Origin of the sequence: Thermococcus sp. M36 (assembly GCF_012027355.1) — an archaeon.
Classification (GTDB): domain Archaea; phylum Methanobacteriota_B; class Thermococci; order Thermococcales; family Thermococcaceae; genus Thermococcus.
Map to the genome: position 1 here is coordinate 360,624 of NZ_SNUH01000002.1, position 18,218 is coordinate 378,841.

The window sequence follows — 18,218 nt, forward strand, 5'->3', positions numbered from 1 at the left end:
GCCCAGTCCCGGGGTTCTTCTCTTTTCTCACATGGAGGCCGTAGCATCATGCAATACGGGAAGGACTTCACGGATAAGGGGCTCGCAAAGTTCGGAGACTCACTGGTGAACTTCGTCTTCTCGCTGGCACTCAGTGAATACCTTGGGAGACCTACTGGGGAGAGGGTTCCAAACGCGTCGCTGAGCATAGCGCTTGAGCTCGCAGGACTGAGGCACGTTATTCCGCCGAGAACGGACAAGCACGGAAAGGGCGACATAGCGGAGGCAATCTTTGCCTACGCATGGCTGGAGGGGAGGATAACGGTTGAAGAAGCCGTCGAGATTTTGAGGGAGAACTTCACGGAAGACGTTACGCACTTCTCAAGAAGAAAGGAAGCGATAGGCAAGGCCTTCGCCAAGGTTTTCAAAGTAATAGGGGAGAGGTTGGGGTTATAGCACGACAACGTGGCCCTGTACGCACGATCCTCAAAGTCAAAGTAAATGTCATCACACTCTAACCCCACCTGCTCCAACTCTATTCCACTTGTTGGATTCACTTACACTTTCACCTCACTCCAGTGTTATTCTCCTGTCCCGTTTGGTTCTCTGCCATAGTTAAAAACTAGAAGCTAATCTGAAGGACACCTAGCTACCACTTGGTTGTGTTCGATTATCATCTGGTCTTTTTATAGTATTGTATGAATTCCTAAGCCTGTGGAAACATCCCACAACGCTCCAAGGGAGAGAGCGAGAGTTATATTATCTGTTACCGCCCATGCTGGAAGAAAATATAGCGGAAAGCTAACTACAGTACTTATTATAGTTCTCTCCCTGATGGATAACCTTTCCGTCCGATACACAGCGAGGAATCCAACAATACACGAGGTTACTATAAATTGTGGGATTAGATATTTTGCAAGATAGAACGTGACCGCCAATGAGATAAAAAAACATAAAAGCAGGCATCACAAATCTGTTCTTAACTGCTGGCATTTACATCACCTCCAACTATATGCGCAAACCCGAAATAAGTAATATTGTTGTCACAACTGTTAGCGTTGTGTATATAGTAAACACATACTTGAACACTATTTCATTAAAATTTGGCAGGGTAAAAAAGAAAAGACCTGTTCCAAGTCCAACTGTAATAGAAAGGAGAACGCTATGGGTGGCAAGGTATACTGCAATTAACGGAATAACCTCAAACAAAAAAATAAGCAAAGCCAGGGCGAAAATATTCTTCAAGTTCAATTCTTGCCCCTTCCTCCTTGAAAGGAATTCACCAAGATGTCCATTGATGTCCATTAATGAGTAGTATCCAATCGTCGTAATGTAAAACACTAAGACCGGTACCAGTAGTCCCCATAAATTAGACTCAGATTCCAAGAGTACTTTTCCCGCTATGTATACTGAAAGCAGAAAGGTAATGGCCACCTTAGCTCCTTTTGTGACTTTCCCCTGATATACGAATAATCCATAAATGCCTGAAAAAACAAGGAGAAGGAGGACTAATATTTTTTCGTCTAACATCTTCATCACCCCTATCAATTGTCGAGTTTTGGCCACGCCCATCTAAAGAAACTCACCATATAGGGCCAAGAGTTTTTAAGAGCACTAACGGTCTCTCCACTGCGTGCTAGTTTGACTATTGTTATTCCTGCCTTAACGTCCATTCCGATTAGCATGACGTTCGTTCCAACGTCCACTATCACGTCCTTGTTATCCTGCTTTATGTTTATTGTGTCAGTGCCAGTGAATGTAATGTCGTTTCCATTTTGTGGAGATACCACATACTTCAGTAATATCGAGATATAATCCCCAAACAGGTCTTTTTCAAGCGTGATAAGTCCTGTATGCGCTGTGTTCTTGAAGATTATCGTAGCAGTTTCAGAGCTCTGTATTACGCTGGGGTACCCAACTGCCCATGAAGAGCCAAGAGACCGCGTAAAGTCTGAGTTGTCAGTATGCCACTCGCTGACACTCACAGAGTTCAAGAAGACATTCTCTTGCATAGGATTATAGACAAATGCCTTGCACACTAATGTGGCCTTGTATTCTATACCGTCCCAGTTGAATTTAGGATTATCACACTTAAATCCCACTTGCTTCAACCCTGTCCCGCTCATTGGTTTCACTTCCACTTTCACCCCGCTCCAGTGCTCTTCACCAGCCCCGTTTGGTTCACCATCTCTGTTATCGAGGAATACTTTGATCGTGTGATTACCAATCCCGACAATATTGTGTGGAAATGTTAGTATTGAGTCACCGTTAGCATTCGCTGGAATCTTGGCTTCAATGTTTCTAATCACGTCCCCATCAACTTCAATGAAGCCTTTAACTGGAATCAACGACCCATCGTAATTCCAGGCCTTCACCTGCAAATACACTTCCCCACCACCCTCAAGCTCAGTGGGATAGGCTGTTAAAACAACGTTAAACAAATTGTTGGAAGTTACGCTACCATCACTTCCTTGGTAATTTGAATCGCTTCCTGATGATCCCTCCAAGTTAACACCGTCCTTTGGTGGAACCGGAGGAGAGTAAACCGGAATCTTTAAGCTTTTACTCCAAGTCAGCGTTTTCACACCATTCACTTTCAGGGCATCGTCTGAGAGCCACTCTAAGGTTTCGTTTATTCTCTCACTAATCCAGGGATCACTATTCCCTAAGCTTTTTGCCAGGATTAAGTACTTCATATTTTCAATTTCTATCAAAATCCTAAACGCATCCCATTGATAAAGCTTTAGTATAACATTTTCATTAACATGAATACTGCAGTCCTCGTTGGAGAACCTAATACTAAGCATTGCCGTCCTTAAATAGACGAAGTACTCTCCATTAATCACGGTGACTCCCTTATCAACCGTGATAAAACTTACATCACCAATATCGGGTGATTCATTTGAAAGATTGTTCTCGGTATAATTCAACAGCAGTTCTGTATTCGGCGTTCTAAGCTTCTTATCTGAAATCGCCTTCCTGATAGTTAAAATTATACGATCCTTTGGAATGCAAGGAGGAGAATCAGATTTCAAAGGTACCACATGCTTTTCCCGCTTGATCACTGTTGGCTCGCGCTGGATCAATGAGAGCACCCTAAGCTGGAAGTTGTCGAGGGCATTCACTTTAACTTCGCTTGAGGAGGTGGATGATAACACTTGTCTAAGCGCAGAGAGTTCGTTCTGGTATTCCTCCAATCCACTTAATGGAACGATCATTCCGTTGCCCTCCACTTCAGATCCGACAACCATTCCCTCTGCCGAAATTAGCCCCCCATACTGCGTTTCAAGTTTCTTTCTCAAAGGTAAGACCACGTACTCCGAATACTTGGAACTAATATTGAGGAAGCTCTTTGAGAAGTCCTCCAGGAAGGCCGTCATGTTGAAGTCCTCGGTAATACTGTCGGCATTTTGGATTATGTAATCTTCTAAAGCTTGGATCTGCTCGTCAGTCCAGCCTTGGGCCTTCAAAGCTTGGACGGTTTCATCCGGCAAACCGTTCTGACTAACGTTCTGAGCCATTTCCCTAAGCTCTTCTGCAGTATAATAAGTTTTGACTCCCGAGGCTTTCAATTCTTCCAAAGCCTGCCAGATTAAGGCTGAAATGTTGGCTGCATTCTCAGCGCCGAGGCGAGAGTTTTGAATCAACTCTTGAGCGAGGGTGAGGTTTCCATTCTCAACCTTAACGACGAGCTCTGCTTCTCTGTCCAGTATCTCCCAGAAAGCCTCGTACGGGTCGTTACTGATGGCCTTCACGGGGTTAACTGAGGCGAGCCCCATATTTAATACCAGCAGAATCAACAATAATCCCACTGCCCTTCTCATTTAATCATCACCGAAAGAAGTAACAAGTGGCAGGGGCATAAATACTTTTTGTATTCGAATTTTGCATACTTCTCTATAAAGTAAGCAAAAAGTGGAAAATCACAGACTCGTCAGCAGCTCTATGAGCCCCATCTTCGTCGGAACCTTCGCGAACTTTTCTGGATCCTTGACCTTGAGGAGGAGCGGAACCTCTCCGAAAAGCTTCAGAACCTTGCCGAAGGGTATGTTACCTTCCCCGGGCAGGAGATGCAGGTCTCCTACGCCGTAAGCTAAGGCATCCTCTGGCTCGACCTGTGGGAAGAGCTTCCCGAAGTTGTCGTGTATCATCAGGATTACAGTTTTGTCCGTTCCAAGCTTCACATCTTCGAGAAGCTTGTCCCCATCGCCCTGGGCACTCAGGAACGCATGAGCCACGTCGAGGGCGAAGCCTACGTTCTCCCTGTCAACGTTATCGACCACGTAGAGCGTGTCCTTGACGCTGAAGGTGTTTTCGAGGGCTATCTTTATGTTGAACGGTGCCACCATGTCGGCGAGCTGTTGAATCGCCTCTATCTCCAGGTCAAGCCTCCCTGTCCTGCCGCTCTGCATTACAATGACCTTCGCTCCGAGCTTTATGGCAACATCCGCGACGGCCCTTGCAACCCTGAAGTGGCGCGTGTAGTAGATGTGGTCGCGCAGGTTTACAGAGGTAGGCATGCGGATTATGTAGTTTATACCGACACCCCTCAGAGTCGTTTCAATGTTCCTGAGCCTCTTCTCCATCACTACCCCGTTCATGATGAGGCCGAGGGTGTGGGGGAATATTGACACAAAATCGTAGTTCTTTATTTTCACGTCTGCAAGGATTGACGCTAGCGTCTTGTCTTTGGTGACAAAGTGCGGGTAGATTGTCACTCCTATCTCCATGATACCACCTACCGGAGAGTTGGACGGCAGATATAAAAGCTTAGCGAGGAGAGGGTTTAAAAGTTGTGCCGGGGAACTAAACTGGGTGAGCGAATGAAGGAAGAAAACCTGTGGAAGTACATAGCCGTTATTCTCACCCTCCTCCTTGCCGCCTCGACGGTGTCCATAGTGCTCCTCTACAAGCAGAACTCAGAGCTTGCCAGCTACGTACCCCCCAATGCAACCACCACCGTTATAGTGCAGGGATCAAACACCACGTGCAATACCACCGCATATCAACTCCAGCTGGACGAACTTCAGAGGCAGATTGATTTTCTGAAGGCCCAGCTCAGAGGGCAGAACCTGCCTGAGGACAACGCCACGATAGCCATAGTCCCCATCTTCGGCCTCATAGACGACTACACGGCCCTTAGCGTCATTCCCACTCTGAGGGAGATAGCCAAAAACGATTCCATCGCAGGCGTTGTTCTGTGGATAGAGAGCCCCGGTGGCTACGTTGGGCCCGTGAGAGAGATATATTCCACCGTCCGGAAGCTTAACCTTGTGAAGCCTGTTGTTGCCTACACCGGAGGTATAGCAGCTTCCGGCGGTTACTACATAGCCGTCGGTGCAGAGGAGATAGTCGCCGACCCCCTCGCCGAAGTCGGGAGCATCGGCGTTATCTACGTTCACTACAACCTCCAGCAGAACTATGAGTCAAACGGAATAAAGGTCGAAGTCTTCAAGACCGGCCCCTATAAGGACATGGGTGCCGAATGGCGTGGCCTCACCGACGAGGAGAAGACCATGATAACCGAGATGGTTGATACCTACTTCCAGGGCTTCCTCCAGGCCGTGAGCAACGGCAGGAGTATGAGCATTAACGAGACGAAGAAATACGCAACCGGAAGAACCTGGTTCGCCATGAACGTCACGGGGAGCCTCGTTGACGAGACCGGTGATCTAGACTATGCCGTCAGCGTACTTGAAGAGATGCTCAACGTCACTAACCCGAGGATAGTCATCTACAAAGGCTCAACCTCCTCGAACTTCGGCATATTCGGGAGCACCGCCCTTCTCCTCGATCCTAGATACGTTAACGCGTACATAAAAACGGGGTGATTGGCATGCTCTGCGAGGAGAAGCTTGAGGTGTTTGAGAACGGCTTCGCCGATGGGAAGTTTCACTTGGAGGTGGAGTTCTACGGCGGCGACGCCAGAAGGCTTCTCCTTGCAGTGATTAGGGAGCTGTACCTCCCCGACTACGGGGAGGACTACGTCTACCCCTTCGAGTGCGCCAAGGAGTTCTGGGGAATCTACATGGACGGGAGTGAGGCGGTTGCCGAAGAGTTCAGGCCGAATCCCATAAAGTTCCTCAACCAGAGCGTCCTCAACAGGCTGGAGAAAGCCTTAGAGGAGACGGGTGCGCCCGAGGAAGTCAGGGAGAGCATAGACTTCGAGAAGGCGGAGATTCACAAGCTCAAGAAAGGTTTATTAGCACTAGGAAAGAACTTCATCCTTGACGAGGGCACCAAGACCCTCATAGTCTTCAACAAGCCGAGCGCGCGAGAGCTGATACTGAAGTACATGGGGATGCTCGATGGAGCTTGAGACCGCGGTATGGATAGCGATCTCACTCGTTGTCCTCTACCTTGTATGGGAAACGATTAGCCCCATTATTTCCCCAATAATTATTGCCGTTACACTCGCGTACATTCTGTATCCACTGCATGAGAGGCTCGCGGAGAGGATGGGCAACCGCGCCTCAGCGTTCGTGATGACCGCCGTGCTCACCGTCGTGACTTTTCTCTTCATAATCGGCTTTGCCCTGTGGATAAACGACGTTAAAAGCTCCCTCGCGGGCTACATAAACTCATTCTTCACGTGGCTCCTCACGCTGAACCTCCCACCCACGGTCTACGAGCTTCTCCAGCGCCTGGCCCAGGACATACCAAGGCGCTTTGAGGAGTACGTACTCGGGTACACGTACTCACTCCCCAAACTTTCCCTCCAGGCAATAGTGATGGTGTTCTCCTTCTACGGCATGCTCGTCAACACCAGAGTCATCAGAAGCGAGGTCTACTCCATTCTGCCCCCTGAAAATCGGGAACTGGCGATAAAGCTGATTGAAAAAGCCGGGGAGACACTCCACACCCTGCTACGTGGATGGCTATCCGTGAGCGTTGTGAAGGGCATCATGACGGCCGCAGGCTTCATGCTATTCGGCCTGGCCAACGCGGGAGGATCAATAGCCGCAGGGATATTCACCGTAATCTTTGAGCTCCTCCCAGTTTTCGGTGGGTGGGTCGTCTGGCTCGCAGGTGCCGTCTACCTGATGAATACCGGGAACCATACCGCTGCGTTGCTCTTTGCCCTGTACGGTATTGCCTTTATCTCGCCCCTTCCCGACATTATCCTGAGGCCAAAACTTGGAACTAGGGAGAGGGGGGTCAACTCGCTCATAAGCCTCGTCGGAATATTTGGGGGGTACATTGCCTTTGGCTTTGTGGGCATAATAATAGGCCCCGTCGCCCTTTCCCTGCTGACCACCCTCGTCGAAGAATGGAAAGAGATCAAGGAGAGAAACGTCCCATAAAAGAAGCCACCCTCACCGCGTCTAGGGTCTCCTTAACGTCGTGAGTCCTGATTATGTTCGCCCCGTTGAAGACCGCTATTGCTGTCGCTGCCAAGCTTCCAGGAAGTCTCTCCGCAGGGTCTTTTCTGCCAGTTATGGCCCCTATGAACGACTTCCGCGAGACGCCGATGAGTATAGGCCTCCCGAGGATCTTCAGCATGTTCAGGTTCGCCAGAACCTTTGAATCCCACTCGTACCAGGGCGGCCACTCTGGGCGGAGGAAGCCTACGGCCGGATCGACCGCGACCTCTTCGATGCCGTGCTTCCCTGCGATGACGAGGCTCTCCTGAAGGAAGTCGATGACGGTGTGAACGGGGTCGCTGAAGTCCTTTACCTGCCCGTGGGCACAGACTATCACGGGGACGCTGTATTCAGCCGCGACCTCTGCCATCTTCGGGTCTCCCTTCAGCCCGGTGACGTCGTTTATGACGTCCGCTCCGGCTTTGAGGGCCTCCTCTGCGACCCTCGCGCTGGTTGTGTCTATGCTTATCGGAACATCAACGTGGTCGCGTATCGTCTTCACCGCCCAGACCGCCCTCTTGATTTCCTCCTCCAGGGGAATCTGGGTCTCGAGGTAGGGTGCCGTCGACTTGGCGCCGATGTCTATGAAAGCGGCTCCCTCTTCGACCATCCTCACCGCGGTTTCTATGAGCCTCTCCCCATCGTTCCGGACGCTCCCCTTGTAGAAGCTCTCCGGCGAGACGTTGATGACACCCATTATCTTTGGCTCGCTCAGGTCTACTCCAGCGAACTTCATGGTTTCCACCCTCCACCCTGAAAATAGCCGCTGGGTATAAAAGGACTTTTGCCCCTCCAGTTCTGGTGGTGTTCATGATAATCCGCACTCCGAGGAGGCTTCATCTCGGTCTCATCGATCCATCGGCCACATTTGGAAGGCGCTTTGGAAGCCTCGGCGTTGCCCTCGAAGGCGGCTATGAGATCAAAATCGTCGAGGGCGAGGCCATGGAGATAGCCGCCGAGGGGGAGGACAGGGAAACCATCGAATTCGCCATAAAGAGGATGAACTCCGCCTACGAAACAGGGGTTAACTACGTCGTCGAGGTCAGAAAGGCCATGCCTCGGCACGTAGGTCTCGGCTCCACCACCCAGCTCAGCCTGGCAGTTGCGACCGGGATAGCCCGGCTCAGGAACCTTAACGTTTCGGTTAGGGAGCTGGCGAGGGTTCTCGGAAGGGGAAGGAACGGCGGCGCCGGAATCTATTCCTTCGCTTACGGCGGGTTCGTCATAGACGGCGGCGTTAAAAACGGCATCCCCCCGCTGATATTCCGCGAGGACTTTCCACCCGAATGGGGGTTCCTTCTCGTAATTCCAGAACTTAAACCTGGCCTCGACGAGGAGGAAGAAAAGCCAGTGATGGCGGGAGTCGTTGGCAGGGTGGACGTGGCGATGGAGATAAGCCACAGGATTCTCCTCGGCCTCCTCCCGGCTTTGAAGGAGCGCGACATAAGAACCTTTGGCGAGCATCTCTCAGCCGTTCAGCGGCTGGTTGGAAAGCACTTCGAGGCCTACCAGGGCGGAGAGTTCAGGGAGGACGTGAGGTTGATACTAGACTTTCTGGCGGAGAAAACCTACGGCTGCGGCCAGAGCAGCTGGGGGCCAACGGTTTACGGCCTGATCAGAATGGGGGAGTTTGAATGGCTCAGGGCCGAAGCACATGACTTCCTGCGTGAACACGGACTTAGGGCTAAAGTCGAACTCGGAATCCCGAGAAACCGGGGGACGGAGATAATAGAAGAGAGCGCCTTTATCGAAAGGCTGATACGAAACGTGGCGGGTGAGTGAGGTGACCCTTGACCGCTTCATCAAGGTGAAGTATAAATCCAACGATGAGAAAATCCGGGAGCTTGTGGATATCCTCAGCGACCTTGGGCTCGACTGCGCAAAGACCATTGAGGAAAAGGTTGACCTCCAGTTCGACGCCCTCAGGAACCTCCACAACAGCCTCGGGGACGACGAGCTCTTCATCAAGCTCGTCATTGCGAACTCCATAGTGAGCTACCAACTCTCCGCCAAGGGAGAGCAGTGGTGGTGGGAGTTCTCACGTTATTTCTCGGAGAATCCCCCGAAAGGGAGCATCGCCGATGCCTACGCCGAGTTCCTCCCCGGTTCGAGAACCAACAGGCGTCTCGTTGAAGGAAAGGTGAGGAGGCTGGAGAAGCTGGAGCCATTCCTCGAATCCCTCGACCTCTCTGCCCTCAAAGGGTATTACTTTTGGAGAATGGCCGGGCTCAGGGACGACCTGGCCAGGGCCCTGAACTCGAAGAGGAGCGCCAAGACGGTGGTTTTTGCAGTCAAGATGTTCGGCTACGCGGGGAGAATTGTCTTCGGTGAGTTTGTCCCCTACCCGATGGCCATTGAGATACCCGACGACGTCAGAATAAACGCCTACACTAAACGCTTTACGAACGAACCCCCCGTGAGCTTCTGGGGCAGAATTGCAGAGCAAACAGGAATCCCGCCGCTCCACATAGACTCAATACTCTGGCCGGTTCTGGGAGGGAGTGAGAAGGTCATCAAACGGCTAAAAGAGCACTGCGAGAAAAGCAGTGCCGTTCTGAGGCTGGCCGCCCTCTGAACGATGTTCTTTCTGGTTTATTCTGCGGCCGGCGAAAGGCTTAAATAATTTTGAAACAACAATACCTCGAAGTTCGATGCATCGGGATGAAAGGTATGACTGGGTTTGCGGCAACGAGGAGGCATTTTCAAAAATTCAACTCTGAAGACAAAATTTTTATACTTCAAATGTTAGTTGAGATTGAACGGGTTTTCATGGAATGCACAGTAGTGGTGATGGGTTATGTGGTGGGGATTCCAGCTTGAGTTTAAACAGAGCCTTCGCACGAAGAAGCTTTGGGTTATTCTGGGCATCATGATGCTACTCTACATCCCAACCATCTATGCCACCAAAAGCAATCTTGAGATTGCCGGGATGAAACTTGAGAGCGTCGGTGATGCCATGGTGGTTCTGATGGACAACGTCAGCGGACTTTCGGGCTTTTTCATAGGGATTCTGGCCCTTCTGATGGGAGCAACGGCCATAAACAGTGAAATAGAAAAGGGTACCCTCAGAATCGCCCTGAGCAAGCCCCTTAGCAGGGCCGACTACCTTGGAGGCAAGTTCGCCGCCCACGCTCTCGTGCTGTTCTTGCCCTTGTGCTTTCTACACTCGTTGGAGTGGCCGGGTTGGTGTGGCTGGGTGCACCCCTCGGACCGGAGCTTTTCGGGGAAGTTCTCCTGCTCAGCATGATTCTCCTGCTTGCCATGATCCAGCTGGTCGCTCTCGGCTACCTGATCTCCACGACCATCAAGTCCTCAAGCGCTGCCCTTGGGGCGGCACTCGCCATTTTCTTCGTGCTCTTCATGATAGTCCCCTCAATAGTCCAGTTCCTGGCCGTTAAGGACTACATCGGAACTCCCGGAGACAGCGTTGACTGGGATGCTATCCAGGAGAAGACAAAGGAATACACGACCAAATACCTCTTCTACGTGCCCACCTCACAGGTCAACATTATCGTGCAGGGAGCTTCTGCGAGATCCGGGGGGCTGATAAACCCGGATGTTGAGTACCTGGGCCTGTGGCGCTCGATGAAAGAGAACGTCCCCAACGTTGCAGCCCTAGTCGGGATGACTGCCCTCTACATGGTTCTTGTCTTCTACCGCTTCCTCCGCATGGACCTGAGGTGATGGTCGTGATAAGGATTGAAAACCTGGTCAAGCTCTACAAGGACGTTAAAGCCCTTGATGGTCTCAACCTTGAGGTCAAGCCCGGGCAGATCTACGGCTTCCTTGGGCCGAACGGTGCAGGCAAGAGTACCACCATACTGAGCACCCTCGGTCTGATATTCCCGCAGGAGGGGCGGATCAGCCTCTTCGACCTTGAGGTGTTCAGGGACGGGAAGTTCAATGAGGACAGCCTCGTGGAGGCCAAGAGGAGAATAGGCTACATGCCCGAGCACGCCACACTGTGGGACTTCATGACCCCGGTTCAGACGCTCGATATAATCGCCGACGCTTTCAAAATCCCCAGGGCAGAGAAGGAGAGACGCATCAGGGAGCTGCTTGAACTCGTCAACCTCTGGGAGGACAGGAACAGGAAGGTTGGCAAGTTCTCGAAGGGAATGAGGCAAAGGCTCCTTCTCGCCCAAGCATTGATAAATGACCCTGACCTGCTCATTCTGGACGAGCCGATGACTGGTCTCGACCCCACCGGGATAGCCGAGTTTAAGGATATCATCAGGGAGCAGAGAAAGGCAGGAAGGACGGTCTTCTTCTCCAGTCACATCCTGGCCCATGTGGAGGAGATCTGCGATACCGTGGGCGTCATCGTGAAAGGGAAGCTCCGCGTCGAGGACAGCCTCGACAGGATTAAACGCGAGTTCCTGAAAAAGGCGGGTTACACGATAATCCTTGAAACGAACGTTCCAGTTGATTTCACCGGCGTGGACTGGAGGGTCAGCCCGCTGGGGGAGAGGAAGTACAGGATTGCCGCCCCGGACGACATAAGGGAGGAGCTCCACGACTTCGTGGCCTCGAAGGGGGCGAAAATACTCACAATGCAGGTGAAAGAGCCGAGTCTTGAGGAGATATTCCTGAAAATGGTGGAGTGAACCTTTTTGTCTCCTTGATATTTTTCTTTGAACAAACCTCGCCGTTCACAGGCCTGAACCAAGAACTTTTTAGAATGTTCAACAAAATTTAGGGCAACCCAAAGGTAATTCCAATGATGCTCCCACTGCACATACTCGTTGCCTGGATTATAGGTGCCTGTGAGGAGATGGGACAAATGTCTCCTCGGGGTGTTTGTGATAGCGAACTCCGCTCCCGACTACAGTTTCATTCAAATGCTCATTGCGACCGGTGATTTCACGAGGACATTCTTCAACCATGGATTCGTTTCCTTCCTTTACGTACTTCCCTTTGAACCGCTGGGCATCCTCGGCAACGGTCTCCATTTGCTGGGGAATATATTCACCGGGAGAATTCCCTTCTTCCCAAATGGGATCTGATATGGCTGGCCGCGGATAGGATGGCACCTGTGGGACAAAAGGTCGGGATAATAGACCGGTTGAAAGCAGAAATGGGGAAAGGTGGCAGGTACTTAAACCCTCGCCCTCTCGAATTCTTCCTTTCTGTCGAGCGGTTTGGTTGCATCGATGCCCCATTTTGCGGTAAGGCCTCTTGTCGCTGATGGGTCGAGGGAGCTTCCCCTCGCGTTCTGCACGATTATCAGGTCTCTATCCGCTTGGAAGCGCGTTGCTATTGCCCACTCAACCTCCCTGTCGTCGTATATGTTCACGTCCCCATCGACAACGACCACGTGCTTCAGACTTGGATGCCCCGCAAATGCAGCCAGAATCGCGTTCTTGCCGTCGCCGTCGTGTTGCTTGGTGATGGAAACAACGGCGTGAAGCCACATGGCACCGCCCTCGGTGAGCCTTACCCCGTGAACCTTCGGGACGACGCGTTTGACGCTCGCATAAATCTGCGGCTCCTTGGGAAGTCCCATCAGCATGTAGTGCTCGTAGCCGCCGGGCAGGAGGGCGTGAAAGATCGGCTCGTCCACATGGTACATTCTCTCAAACACGACCAGCGGCTGCTTTCTGACGTAGTCGTAGGTTCCGGTTATATCGACGAATGGCCCCTCATCAACAAGTTCCGGAGTTATCCTCGCCTCGAAGACGAACTCGCTCTCGACAGGGACTGGGATTCCGTTGAGGTCGACCACTTCAAGAGACCTTCCGAATGCTTTCTCGCTCATCCTCGATGCTATCTCAAGCTCGCTCGTTCCGTAGGCGACGCTCGTCGCTCCGGCGAGGAGGAGGTGTATCGGGTTGCCGACAACTATTCTGACGTCCAGCTCCTCCCCGCGTTCGGCCTTCTCCTTCCACATCGCGTAGAGGTGCCTCGGGACGAGCCTTATGGCGGCGGTTTTATCGTCGCGCACCATCATCCTGTGGAACGACATGTTGACGAAGCCGTCCTCGTCCTTGGCTATGACCATGGCGGAGGTGAAGTACTGACCGCCGTCTTTGGGATAGTATACCGGTATCGGGAGCTCAAGGAGCGAGAAATCGGCGGTGGAGTTTTTGAGGAACGGTGCACTCTCAACGGTGCTGTATGGGGAAGGGTTCTCCATGGCATCGGCCATAAAGTGGAGTATCCCTTCCTTCCTGATGCCCAAGTATTCGGCTATCCTCTCGCGGGTACTCCATATATTGCCCGCCGCTTCCCAGCCGTCAACGTCCTTGAAGAGAACGGGCCTGTCGCGGTATTTGAGCAGATGTCGGGTTATCTCAAACCTTTTATCCACGGGTGTTTTAATAACAATGAGGTCTTCCATCCCCTCGAGTATTTCCCTCAGCATCGTATCACCTTGAAAGGATGTTCCAAAAGGCCTATAAAGCCTTTTTCCAAACTTTCGGTGATTGGCCATGTCCATGGTTGTCCTCCGCATCCCGAACCGTTCCGCACTGGTGCGCATCGAGAAGGCAGACCCTCAGGTCTACTTCAAGATATATGAGCTTCTGAGCTACAAGAAGGACTTCGGCAAGTGGGAGAAGCCTGAAAGCCTCTACGACCCCTACGAGAAGACCTTTCCCGTCGGTGTTCTCCCCAGGGTCAAGAAGTTCCTGAATTCCAAGGGCTACCGTGTCCGCGTCAGGGACGAGCGGAAGGTGGGAGGAGTCAAGCTCAACTCCACCTGGAACGAAAACTACATCATGAGGAGGTATCAGCAGCGTGCCGTTAAAAAAGCCCTCCGGGAGAAGATGGGCGTTTTAGCTCTCCCCGTTGGCAGCGGGAAAACCATAGTCGGCCTCAGGATAATCCATGAGCTTGATCTCTCCGCACTCATCGTCGTCCACACAAAGGAGCTCCTCTACCAGTGGGCCGAGAAGGTTCGGGAGGTTCTGGGGATTGAAGCGGGCATCGTTGGGGACAACAAGTCGTCTTGGACGTCGACTATAACCGCCTTCATGCCCTCCTTCGGTCTCAGGGCGCGGCCTATCGTCTGTATCGTCATTATGTCGCTCTTGCCGCCGCCAGCGAGTATTATCGCCGAAATCTCCGGTATGTCAACGCCCTCCTTGAGCAGTGTGGAGATGAGAACTGGGATGTCGCCCTCCTTGAACTCCTCCAGTATCTCCCAGCGGTTGGGACTCTTGGAGCTGAGGAACTCGGCCTTTACACCCCTCTTCTCCAGCATCTCCTTCAGTATCTTGCCGTGTTCTATGCGCTTGACGTCGATGAGGACGCGGTGGCCCTTCCTTGCCAGCTCGACGGCCTTCTCAACCACCGCCAGGTTCCTCTCGTCGTTGTTCATGATCATGTCCTCGTAGAGCTCCTTGTAGCGCTCACTGAATGAGGGCATAGCGGACTCGTAGGTGATGATCTCAAAGCGCGGTTTGGCCAGAAATCCTTCCTTTATGAGATCCTCCGCCTTAACCTCAAATATCGTTGGGCCGACAACGGCCTCTATCTTTATCTCCTCTCCCCTCACCCTCCTCCAGGGAGTCGCTGAGAGGCCGAAGCGGTAGACCTGGGGGAGCGAAAGGCCAAGCTGGTAGAACTTCTCCGCAGCGGAAGTCCGGTGGCACTCGTCGAACATCACTATCGCGTACTCGTTCTGGAGCCTGTCGGCGCCCCTGGAAAGGAGCGTCTGTATCATGGCTATAGTAACGTTCCTCTCGTCCCACGACCCGCTGCTCTTCACTCACTTCATCGAACGCCAGAAGGCGTTGAAGCAGTACTACGGCAAATACTACGACAGGGAGATAGGTTCAAAGATTGACCAGTACGTCGCCAAAAAGCGCGGCCCTCGTAAGCGCCCTTGAGTAGCGTTCAAAGATGTCGCGTTTCGCTTTTTTAAGCCCCCTTTCGTCCATGCGGAAGTTTACCCCCTCATATTCTATGTGCCAGAGGATGAGGCCTTCAGGAGGTGCCGGCGGAACTTTTTTGGTGTACCCTCCCTTGAGCATTCTCTTGACTTCCCGGATTTCCATGACGCCCAGCCCGCAGAAGCGTATCGCGTTCACCATCCTGCGTGCCATCTCCCAGAGGAAGCTCTTTCCTTCTATTTCGATGACATAGTAGCCCGGCCTCTCGGTGATTTCGATCCTGGTGATCTCCCTCACCGGATCCTTTCCGGGTTCGAGCTTCGCGAAGGCCGAGAAGTCATGCTCCCCGAGGAAAACCTCCGCACACTCTCTCATCCTTTTGGCGTCGAACCCCTCATCAACGAGGTAGTACCTGTAGGTCTTGGACTTGGCCCAGAAGCGGGGGTGAAAATCATCCGGCACCTCTGCAACACCGAGAACCCATACATCTCTCAGGTGGTGGTTCAGCACTTCAGGTCTTACGAGGTCGGCCCTCCCCGAAGCGTCAAAGGAGACCACATTGAATATTGCAGAAACACCCCTGTCCGTTCGGGATGCGCCCTTAAAGTCCGAGCTCCCTACGTCTTCGATGATCCTTAGCTTTGTGAGAACCCTCAGCAGTTCCCCCTCGACCGTCCTCACGTCGGGTTGCCTCTGGAAGCCGTAGAACGCCGTCCCGTCGTAGGCCACCCTGATCGCTAGCTTCATGTTTGGAGGTTCGGCCGCGGGTATAAATGCCTTTCCTCCGGACACGTGTTGATATACCGACAGAATTCTTTACTTATGTACATAATTGTTTTGGACACAGTTCAATGAAGCGCCGGAAAAGTTGATAAAGCCCGCAGGCTGACTTAACGTGGGGGTGAAAAAGTGGAGTGGACAATAGATGTGGAGATACTCACAAACGTCATGAACTTTGAGCTGATGTGTGCCATGCTGGAGAAAAATATGAAAATGGAGGACTATAAGTAGGGGTCCGTGTAGAGGGGCCCCAGAAACAGCTCAAATGCTGCTACCGGCATCTCGATACCCCAGTTCTCCAGCACCTCGGGGTGGATTTCCCCGATTATCCCTATCACCTTCCCGTCCACCACTATTCTTCCGACCCTGCCCTCTATGAAGCTCGGGTGCTCAATTTCTTCAAGCTCGTAGGTGAAGCCCAGGTGGTGCATCACTGAGTCCAGTATCTCCTTGGCCTCTGTAAATGTTACGCGCGGGTGAGCTAAGGCAACCGCCAGCTTGCTCTCGCTCACCGTCTTCGTCTCCCTGCTCTCATCTATGAGCGTCGCCTTGCCGACTTCAAAAATGTTCTGGGGGTACTCCTCGTGGGTGTTCTGGCTCAGGAACTCGAGCAGGCTGGGGATCAGCCACGTCCTCAAAGCCGACCACTTGGGGCTTATTGGGTTCTCGATCTCAACAAGCTCCGCCGGCGGATGTGTGGAGTAGTCCCGGCCGGCCTCGATACGCATCTTCCCGTACTGGGCCTCCCTGTTGGTGAGGTTGAAGGTCATGACCTCCTGAAGGCCAAAGCCGACCATCAGCTCCCTGACCGCGTCCTCGAATTCGACGAACTTGTCTCCCCTGCCCTGGACGGCCAGCTCAGGCTCCTCAGGTTCTATCTCGTTGTAGCCGTAAGCAATTAGGACATCCTCAAGGACGTCGCGGGCGTGCATTATGTCGTCTCTGAATGAGGGATAACGGAGCTTTGCCTTTCCGTCCTCCAGCTTAACCTCGTACATCATCCTCTCAAGGAGGTCTTTGATTTCCCCATCGCTCAGATCGATGCCGGCGAGTTTTCTGATGTAGTCCAGCTCGACCTCGAACTCCTTCGGGGTGAGGTCAGGGGTCTCGACCTCGAAGTCAGGGTAGACCACTTTGACGCTTTTTATCCTGCCCCCGCGCTCCGCTAAAGCCGTAACGACGACGTTAAGGGCGAGCATTATCTTGTCCAAATCCCAGCCAGTCACGTCAACGAAGACGTTCCTTGTCTCCGTCGTCACCCTTCCGGTTATCTCGGAGTTTATAATCGGGGGCATTGAAAGGACTTTGCCCTCGCTGTCAACGAGGAGTGGGTAGTAGGGCTTGTCCCTTATGAGGTGGCCGTACTCCCTGCCCTTCTCGTGCTTCTCGAGGATTTCCTCCAAAGTGAGCTCCTCCTCGAAGCCCAGCGGGACGAACTTTTCGGTCTTCTCTGCGGCGCGGTAGTATATCGGTGGCTTCACCTTGTCGAAGTCGAAGATGCCTATCGCTACCTCTCTTCTTCTCCTTCCAAAGGTCAGGGCGACCTTCTCCTGGAGGTTTATCATCTGCTTGAGGGCCTCTTCGTCGAGGTGGAGGCCCTCAACAATGGCGTAGACACCGTAGGGACGGATGTCCTTCAGCTTCCCGTCAACGTAAACGGTAACGTCGCTCCTCTCGACATCGTAGTGGGGAAGGCCCCTTTTCATACCGAGCGCCCACTTTATCCCCCTCGCTATCCCCTCGGCGCTCCAGAGATCGGGCCTGTTGGTGTCCTTTGAGTCAGCCTTGAAGTAGATTTCACCGTTCTCTTCCCAGACATCATCCAGCTCGCATTTTGCGTAGAGGAAGAGGTCTTCCCACTCCTCGACGCTGAACTCCTTCCCGACGAGCCTCTCCAGATCGCTCTTTGAAACGTCGAACTTCGGCATCTTTACACCCCCTCTTAAAACCCAATGAACCAATATCAATTTTATGCTTTTATGACTTCTTAATTTTGTACCATGACGTTTTTGACCAGCTGAGACCTCAATGCCATTCTCACAAACCATTTCCGCGTTATCATGGAGGTTTATCTCTTTTGCGATGAAATGGGGAGCACGAGTGGTTGATCACATTTTTCCTTCCCATTCCAGTGTTCTAAAATGTGAACTTCACTGCAGGAATTTTGACACCATAGTTCAGAGCGTGGATGTAACGTATTTACATGTTCCAGGCCAATATATCCATTGTTATATAACTTTTGGTTTAAGAAACAATTTTT

At 52.1% G+C, this 18,218-nt stretch carries 16 protein-coding genes and 3 pseudogenes; 11 read left to right on the forward strand and 8 right to left on the reverse strand.

All coding sequences use genetic code 11. The annotated features are described in order from the left end of the window. The first annotated feature begins 48 nt into the window (after window positions 1-48). The gene (locus E3E36_RS09760) at window positions 49-435 is read left to right on the forward strand and encodes a ribonuclease III family protein (protein WP_167895209.1); all 387 of its coding nucleotides are present in this window, start codon (window positions 49-51) and stop codon (window positions 433-435) included. Between the two features lie 552 nt (window positions 436-987). On the opposite strand, the gene E3E36_RS09765 is transcribed toward E3E36_RS09760, so the two are convergent. The 3 genes from E3E36_RS09765 to E3E36_RS09780 all read right to left on the reverse strand — a co-directional run bounded on the left by E3E36_RS09765 (window position 988) and on the right by E3E36_RS09780 (window position 4,709). Next, the gene (locus E3E36_RS09765; RefSeq protein WP_240911838.1) at window positions 988-1,515 is read right to left on the reverse strand and encodes a hypothetical protein; all 528 of its coding nucleotides are present in this window, start codon (window positions 1,513-1,515) and stop codon (window positions 988-990) included. Window positions 1,516-1,523: 8 nt separating this feature from the next. After that, the gene (locus E3E36_RS13235; RefSeq protein WP_240911839.1) at window positions 1,524-3,803 is read right to left on the reverse strand and encodes a hypothetical protein; all 2,280 of its coding nucleotides are present in this window, start codon (window positions 3,801-3,803) and stop codon (window positions 1,524-1,526) included. A gap of 99 nt (window positions 3,804-3,902) precedes the next feature. Further along, entirely contained in the window at window positions 3,903-4,709 is an 807-nt protein-coding gene (locus tag E3E36_RS09780; protein WP_167895210.1) for a sugar phosphate isomerase/epimerase, read from the reverse strand. Window positions 4,710-4,802: 93 nt separating this feature from the next. On the opposite strand from E3E36_RS09780, the gene sppA reads away from it, so the two are divergent. From sppA to E3E36_RS09795, 3 genes are read left to right on the forward strand one after another with little or no spacing between them, the layout of a single operon-like run. Then, on the forward strand, window positions 4,803-5,810 hold the full coding sequence (gene sppA, locus E3E36_RS09785; protein WP_167895211.1) for a signal peptide peptidase SppA: 1,008 nt from the start codon (window positions 4,803-4,805) through the stop codon (window positions 5,808-5,810). 5 nt (window positions 5,811-5,815) lie between these two features. Then, a complete protein-coding gene (locus tag E3E36_RS09790) occupies window positions 5,816-6,298 on the forward strand; it encodes a PH1570 family protein (protein WP_167895212.1) in 483 nt (160 codons plus the stop codon). Continuing rightward, window positions 6,288-7,283 (forward strand): AI-2E family transporter, encoded by a 996-nt coding sequence (locus tag E3E36_RS09795; protein ID WP_167895213.1) that lies wholly within the window; start codon window positions 6,288-6,290, stop codon window positions 7,281-7,283. Before E3E36_RS09790 ends, E3E36_RS09795 begins: the two co-directional genes overlap by 11 nt. On the opposite strand, the gene folP is transcribed toward E3E36_RS09795, so the two are convergent. Further along, window positions 7,261-8,079, reverse strand: a complete 819-nt coding sequence (folP, locus tag E3E36_RS09800; RefSeq protein ID WP_167895214.1) for a dihydropteroate synthase — start codon at window positions 8,077-8,079, stop codon at window positions 7,261-7,263. The genes E3E36_RS09795 and folP overlap by 23 nt on opposite strands. Window positions 8,080-8,153: 74 nt before the next feature. On the opposite strand from folP, the gene E3E36_RS09805 reads away from it, so the two are divergent. The 5 genes and pseudogenes from E3E36_RS09805 (at window position 8,154) to E3E36_RS09825 (ending at window position 12,349) form a co-directional block, all read left to right on the forward strand. Beyond that, the gene (locus E3E36_RS09805; protein WP_167895394.1) at window positions 8,154-9,125 is read left to right on the forward strand and encodes a beta-ribofuranosylaminobenzene 5'-phosphate synthase family protein; all 972 of its coding nucleotides are present in this window, start codon (window positions 8,154-8,156) and stop codon (window positions 9,123-9,125) included. 1 nt (window position 9,126) lies between these two features. Continuing rightward, on the forward strand, window positions 9,127-9,918 hold the full coding sequence (locus E3E36_RS09810; protein ID WP_167895215.1) for an N-glycosylase/DNA lyase: 792 nt from the start codon (window positions 9,127-9,129) through the stop codon (window positions 9,916-9,918). A 222-nt stretch (window positions 9,919-10,140) separates the two neighbouring features. Further along, window positions 10,141-11,027 (forward strand): annotated as a pseudogene (locus E3E36_RS13350) (ABC transporter permease subunit). A gap of 5 nt (window positions 11,028-11,032) precedes the next feature. Then, the gene (locus E3E36_RS09820) at window positions 11,033-11,950 is read left to right on the forward strand and encodes an ABC transporter ATP-binding protein (RefSeq protein WP_167895395.1); all 918 of its coding nucleotides are present in this window, start codon (window positions 11,033-11,035) and stop codon (window positions 11,948-11,950) included. A 159-nt stretch (window positions 11,951-12,109) separates the two neighbouring features. After that, window positions 12,110-12,349 carry a hypothetical protein gene (locus tag E3E36_RS09825; RefSeq protein ID WP_240911840.1) on the forward strand — a complete coding sequence of 80 codons (240 nt, stop codon included), beginning with the start codon at window positions 12,110-12,112 and terminating at the stop codon, window positions 12,347-12,349. 92 nt (window positions 12,350-12,441) lie between these two features. Here the strand turns inward: E3E36_RS09825 and E3E36_RS09830 are convergent, their stop codons facing one another. Further along, window positions 12,442-13,707, reverse strand: a complete 1,266-nt coding sequence (locus E3E36_RS09830; RefSeq protein ID WP_167895216.1) for a UbiD family decarboxylase — start codon at window positions 13,705-13,707, stop codon at window positions 12,442-12,444. 73 nt (window positions 13,708-13,780) lie between these two features. Between E3E36_RS09830 and E3E36_RS09835 the strand changes: the two are divergent. Next, window positions 13,781-14,291: pseudogene (locus E3E36_RS09835) on the forward strand (DEAD/DEAH box helicase family protein); the annotation flags it as partial. Here E3E36_RS09835 and E3E36_RS09840 read toward each other — a convergent pair. Further along, window positions 14,287-15,036: pseudogene (locus E3E36_RS09840) on the reverse strand (DEAD/DEAH box helicase); the annotation flags it as partial. The pseudogenes E3E36_RS09835 and E3E36_RS09840 sit on opposite strands and share 5 nt — an antisense overlap. Between E3E36_RS09840 and E3E36_RS09845 the strand changes: the two are divergent. Then, window positions 15,008-15,175 (forward strand): hypothetical protein, encoded by a 168-nt coding sequence (locus E3E36_RS09845; protein ID WP_167894901.1) that lies wholly within the window; start codon window positions 15,008-15,010, stop codon window positions 15,173-15,175. The pseudogene E3E36_RS09840 and the gene E3E36_RS09845 sit on opposite strands and share 29 nt — an antisense overlap. Here E3E36_RS09845 and truA read toward each other — a convergent pair. Then, the gene (gene truA, locus E3E36_RS09850; protein ID WP_167895217.1) at window positions 15,122-15,925 is read right to left on the reverse strand and encodes a tRNA pseudouridine(38-40) synthase TruA; all 804 of its coding nucleotides are present in this window, start codon (window positions 15,923-15,925) and stop codon (window positions 15,122-15,124) included. The two genes, E3E36_RS09845 and truA, sit on opposite strands and share 54 nt — an antisense overlap. A gap of 254 nt (window positions 15,926-16,179) precedes the next feature. Then, window positions 16,180-17,886 (reverse strand): phenylalanine--tRNA ligase subunit beta, encoded by a 1,707-nt coding sequence (gene pheT, locus E3E36_RS09855; protein ID WP_167895218.1) that lies wholly within the window; start codon window positions 17,884-17,886, stop codon window positions 16,180-16,182. Between the last annotated feature and the right edge of the window lie 332 nt (window positions 17,887-18,218).

Excerpts from the sequence above, each read along its gene's own strand:
- E3E36_RS09760 (WP_167895209.1), top strand. The coding sequence starts at position 49 with ATGCAATACGGGAAGGACTTCACGGATAAGGGGCTCGCAAAGTTCGGA.
- E3E36_RS09765 (WP_240911838.1), bottom strand. The coding sequence starts at position 1,515 with ATGAAGATGTTAGACGAAAAAATATTAGTCCTCCTTCTCCTTGTTTTT.
- E3E36_RS13235 (WP_240911839.1), bottom strand. The coding sequence starts at position 3,803 with ATGAGAAGGGCAGTGGGATTATTGTTGATTCTGCTGGTATTAAATATG.
- E3E36_RS09780 (WP_167895210.1), bottom strand. The coding sequence starts at position 4,709 with ATGGAGATAGGAGTGACAATCTACCCGCACTTTGTCACCAAAGACAAG.
- sppA (WP_167895211.1), top strand. The coding sequence starts at position 4,803 with ATGAAGGAAGAAAACCTGTGGAAGTACATAGCCGTTATTCTCACCCTC.
- E3E36_RS09790 (WP_167895212.1), top strand. The coding sequence starts at position 5,816 with ATGCTCTGCGAGGAGAAGCTTGAGGTGTTTGAGAACGGCTTCGCCGAT.
- E3E36_RS09795 (WP_167895213.1), top strand. The coding sequence starts at position 6,288 with ATGGAGCTTGAGACCGCGGTATGGATAGCGATCTCACTCGTTGTCCTC.
- folP (WP_167895214.1), bottom strand. The coding sequence starts at position 8,079 with ATGAAGTTCGCTGGAGTAGACCTGAGCGAGCCAAAGATAATGGGTGTC.
- E3E36_RS09805 (WP_167895394.1), top strand. The coding sequence starts at position 8,154 with ATGATAATCCGCACTCCGAGGAGGCTTCATCTCGGTCTCATCGATCCA.
- E3E36_RS09830 (WP_167895216.1), bottom strand. The coding sequence starts at position 13,707 with ATGCTGAGGGAAATACTCGAGGGGATGGAAGACCTCATTGTTATTAAA.
- E3E36_RS09845 (WP_167894901.1), top strand. The coding sequence starts at position 15,008 with ATGGCTATAGTAACGTTCCTCTCGTCCCACGACCCGCTGCTCTTCACT.
- truA (WP_167895217.1), bottom strand. The coding sequence starts at position 15,925 with ATGAAGCTAGCGATCAGGGTGGCCTACGACGGGACGGCGTTCTACGGC.
- pheT (WP_167895218.1), bottom strand. The coding sequence starts at position 17,886 with ATGCCGAAGTTCGACGTTTCAAAGAGCGATCTGGAGAGGCTCGTCGGG.